3 protein-coding genes and 2 pseudogenes are annotated in these 4,476 nt (G+C 34.1%); 2 read left to right on the forward strand and 3 right to left on the reverse strand.

All coding sequences use genetic code 11. The features are described from left to right. Window positions 1–256 precede the first annotated feature (256 nt). A complete protein-coding gene (locus ACYVEC_RS16530; protein WP_257148980.1) occupies window positions 257–391 on the forward strand; it encodes a hypothetical protein in 135 nt (44 codons plus the stop codon). Window positions 392–1,194: 803 nt separating this feature from the next. Further along, a pseudogene (locus tag ACYVEC_RS16535) lies at window positions 1,195–1,332 on the forward strand (DUF6944 family repetitive protein); the annotation flags it as partial. Between the two features lie 46 nt (window positions 1,333–1,378). Here the strand turns inward: ACYVEC_RS16535 and ACYVEC_RS16540 are convergent. The 3 genes and pseudogenes from ACYVEC_RS16540 to ACYVEC_RS16550 form a co-directional block, all read right to left on the reverse strand. Beyond that, window positions 1,379–2,095, reverse strand: a pseudogene (locus ACYVEC_RS16540) (IS4 family transposase); the annotation flags it as partial. 264 nt (window positions 2,096–2,359) lie between these two features. Next, window positions 2,360–3,229 (reverse strand): NAD(P)-binding domain-containing protein, encoded by an 870-nt coding sequence (locus ACYVEC_RS16545; protein WP_063224683.1) that lies wholly within the window; start codon window positions 3,227–3,229, stop codon window positions 2,360–2,362. A gap of 97 nt (window positions 3,230–3,326) precedes the next feature. After that, entirely contained in the window at window positions 3,327–3,908 is a 582-nt protein-coding gene (locus tag ACYVEC_RS16550) for a TetR/AcrR family transcriptional regulator (protein ID WP_460507340.1), read from the reverse strand. Window positions 3,909–4,476 lie beyond the last annotated feature (568 nt).

Genomic DNA, 4,476 nt, shown 5'->3' on the forward strand with positions numbered 1-4,476 from the left:
AACAATTGGGGTGCAGTTCATATATAAGTGCTCTTCTGACCAAGACTCTTAATGTAAAAGAGTACATGATATCATATTTGATTTTTTTCAAAGGGTGAAGTATTTGAACAAAAACGCTATTTTGCACACAAAAAAAGGAACGCTTTACCAAGGCGTCCCAAATCGCTAATAAATATCCAATCTCATTAAAATTTATGTTGATTTTATCTAATTATGATTATAAAAACTTCATTTTAATAGAAAGTGAGGCGATCTAATGGATTTTATGTATGTAATTTACACAGTAGACACTTTTGCTCGGAAAGCGATGTTAGGGTTAAGAGCTAACGGACTAAATGCAGGGTATGAAAAAATAGAAGTATGGAAACAAGTTAATTTAATAGTGAAATGATTCTTAATAAAAATTTCATTTTGTAGAAAAAAGTAAAAAGAGCACTATCAATTAGTGCCCTTTGTAAAAATAGCGTAAGTGGCCAGCTCACGTTATAAAGAAAGGTAGAATTTAATATACTCAAACCCTGCTTAAATGGTGAAAACAAAAGAGAAGCTAGCAAAAGCTAACTGCTTAGCCCCGAGGAAGAGAGAGGGACGCTTTATTAAGTCTAAGTCTGAAATAAGGGTTTTAGATGTTAAGACCTAAATATAGTATGGATCTCACTTCAGAAATTATGCATACAAATTGTATTCATACAACAATGGTTAAAAACCAAAGCAGCTAGCTCAATTAGCTAACTGCTTGTTTTACAAAAGAAATTAGGCCCTACAAGTAATTATGTGTAACTTGAAGTTACAGCTATAGTATAAACAGAATTGGAAATGTTATGCGTGAATAAAAATTAATAAAAACCTTATTTAAACAGAAAGTGGTGATACAAATTTATATCCGTCCGAAACGTTTAGAATATTTCGTTAATCAATATGAGCTTTTTGAACATTTAACGTTCTTTGCAAAGGATAATGAATAGTGAGTAACTTAACAAGTTCAAAGGTATGATTTATAAAGATGATTCATTAGTATATATCGGAACAAAACAAGAGTGTGCTCAACATATGGGCGTATGCCCTAAAAAAATTCGCTTTTATAAGACACTATTCTAAAAAAAGAGATGACTAAGAGACATTTTAAATTATTAACAGTGAGATGAGTAATTGAATAGGATTATAGTAATTACCTAATGCTGGGATATGTTATAAATGGAGAACCAACTTAAAGAGATATTTGGTGCATGGCTAGCAGCGATAGGCACAATTACTTCCGCTATTGGAAGCACGCCTTTTGATTTTATAAGCAGTAATGTAAGAAAAGATTTAAATGTATATGGAAACGTATTATAAGCTGTTGGAAATGCTTTAGAGGCTGATGGTCAAGGGGAAATATCTCTTGAAAATAATCAGGGTTAGGATTTTTTTGATAAATACGTGTATTCGATTTGATACGTGATATATAATAAGCCTTTTTATCTTGTATATGTTGAAGGTCTTTCAAATGAAAATAACCTAAATCTCGGATACATAAATAATTCGCTGTTACAGTTGGGGCGCACAGAGAGCCATAAGTGCGATCATGTTGTTTACCTGGACCTGTATGAATATGTAGGAACTGTCCACTTAACAAATCATACTCAAGCTGAATCTTTACTCCCGCTGTATGGCTGCATCCTCCTGCACCTGGATAAACGAATGAAAAAGGATCTGGAAGTTGAAATGCAGTTGAATCTAGGACACGAATACGCTTGAAAATAGAAGTGTATGGAGAAGAGAGCAGCTTAGCTGAAGATAACTTTTGGTTGAGAAGTTTAGCTAATACTTTCTGTAGAAACTGCACGGCTGCAGTGTTAAATCGCTGATTTAGTCCTTCGGGACTGATGAGCACTTCTTTTGATGCTTCTAAACAACTACATAACTGGGTTAAAGACGTTTTTGCTACACTTTGGCTTCTCCATATACATAAAGCTATTAAATCTTGTGCTCGATACTTACTTGCTCGTTGTACAAATCCAACATCTCTAGTTAGATTCTGTAAGGTATTTGGGGATAAAAGACTCTGAATCTCCTGTGCAAATAGTTGTAGTTCGTCAGATACAGAAATAGACATACAAAAAACGCCATCCTTTCCTATGATTCTACAGAAAGAATAGCGTATTTTTCATTGGAGGGTAATTTAATTTCTTTAGATTAATAGCAATTTGGCGAGATTATAACACAATCATCTCTAAATTATAAATCATCACCTATTCAGTTAACTTTTTGATAGTAGGTATCACTGCAATTAATCAATTATTATACAGTAGTTAGTATATTATTTTTAGTCTCAGGTTGTATCATGTATGTAAGATCAAGGATGATTAAAGAAGATTCTTTATTTCAATAATTGAGTAATTGCTGCTTCAAAATCACATTTTCCATATCCTGCATCAATAGCTGCTTTCATCTGATTTTCCATAACTTCACATACACGGGTATCAATGTTATTATCCTCTAATGTTTTCATTATCGTTTGGAGTCCATGCGTATGAACATCCAAGGATGCGACGGTAGCATCTTGGAATTTGCCAGTGTAGTTTTCTAGATTATCAGGCAAGTGGGTAACCAGTTGGTGACCCACCACTGGAAGTGCTGCCTTAATATGTTTGCAATACTCGGAGATAGGTAATTTGTTTCGTATACAAAGCGCTGAACCTAGCAGGGTAAACCAATAAAGACCGAATTGCAGAGCTGACGTGCTCATCTCAATTATTTCTGCAAAGCGAATGTCTGTCCCAACAAAATGTGGCGAAGAAAGTGCCGAAAGTTGATCTTCAATTTGGTCAAAAACCTCCTTGGGGCCAGAATATACAAGATATGCGCGATGTGTACCAATATCGTGAGGATAACAAATAATCACACTTTCAAGGGCGATAGCGCCTCTGTCTTTAATCATTCGCTCAAAAATTTGGGCTTGAGTTGGGGTTGTTGTAGTAGTGTTTACAATGATTTTCCCTTTGATAGCTTTCGATTTACATTGTTCAATAACCTGCATTGCTATCTTATAATCTGGTAAGTTTAACAGAACGAAATCGCAATCTAGAGCGTCATCCAATGATAATTTGAACGTAGCTCCTTCAGCTACAAATGGCTTGGCTGCCGTGGGATTTTTATCGACAATGGTAATAGTATGACCTGCTTTCATAAACGCGCGAATCAGAGCGCTTCCCATAACACCACAACCAACTACAGTAATTTTTGACATAAGCGACCTCCAATATGATTTATTTAGTCCACTTGGACTAAATAAATCATATTACTCATATCAAGTTTCGTCAATGTTTTTTGAACAATCAAAAAAATCACAGCGTAATATTTGCTAGCACAGCGTCTATTCTTGACTCATCTATCTTTTCGTGAAGTGAATAAATAAGAAGCCCATCGATAATGATTAAAACTGCTTCTGCCTTATATACCATGTGGTCATCCTCGCCTCGATAAATCTCTTCCAAAACACGTTTGATGGACTCTCTCCAATCGTTATAAACATTTTTGATTGCAGACCTTATTTCCGTATTGTATTGACCCATAGTGCTTATTTGCGTGAAGGCCCACGATTGTTTTTGATGACTTATCAAAACCATATCTTTGATGAAATGTTTTACTATCGTTTGTGAACTTTCATTGAGATTGGCGTTATTTTGTTTATACTTTATGTACCAATGCTCAATCTCCGTTTTATATGAAATAGCAAAAAATTCGATATAAGCCAGTAGAAGTTTCTCTTTTGTATTAAAATAATAGTTGATTTTTGAATGAGCGATTTTGGCCTTTGCTGCGATATCTCGCATAGAAACCTTTAGAAGAGGCTTTTCCTCTAAACATTGCTGAAGTGCATGCAGTATTTCCTTCCGTACCTGTTCTCTGTCAACAATAAGTGGCATATCCTTCCTTCTCCTTTTCTAATTTAATGTGCCTGATATCTTTTTTCAATCGATACCTCAACACATGAGATTATAGCACATTATTGACCTGATTGATTTTGAGTATTTTTGCTTTTAGATACCCATCAATCCAAGATTATATAACTTTAATTTCACGTAAGTTTTTTCTTTTTTTAAAATATCAGCCCGATTTATTTAAAAATAGGAAAATCCCCATCACCATCAACTTAAGAAATTGATTGTTGTCCATAACGAAAGAATTGAGCCGAATTCTCATGAATAATTGTAAAAAGTTGAAATTTTCGTCATGGGGATAATTAAAACCTTAGGTTGATGGCGATGGAGTCACCATATCAAAAAAAAGAAAATTGTGCGTTTAGACATATTTTTCAACCGCTTTCTGTACGTTAAGGGACTCGTTATTTTTTTTTACAGTTTTTTATTATGAAATTCTAAATAACTAATTATAATAGACGAAAAAAACGATCAATAGTTGGGGTACGGAAAGGATTCGAATTTACATTCTTTCTCAATACATATCATGGATAAATAAAGTAAAATATGGGTT

It is taken from the genome of Bacillus sp. MN7755 (assembly GCF_054771475.1).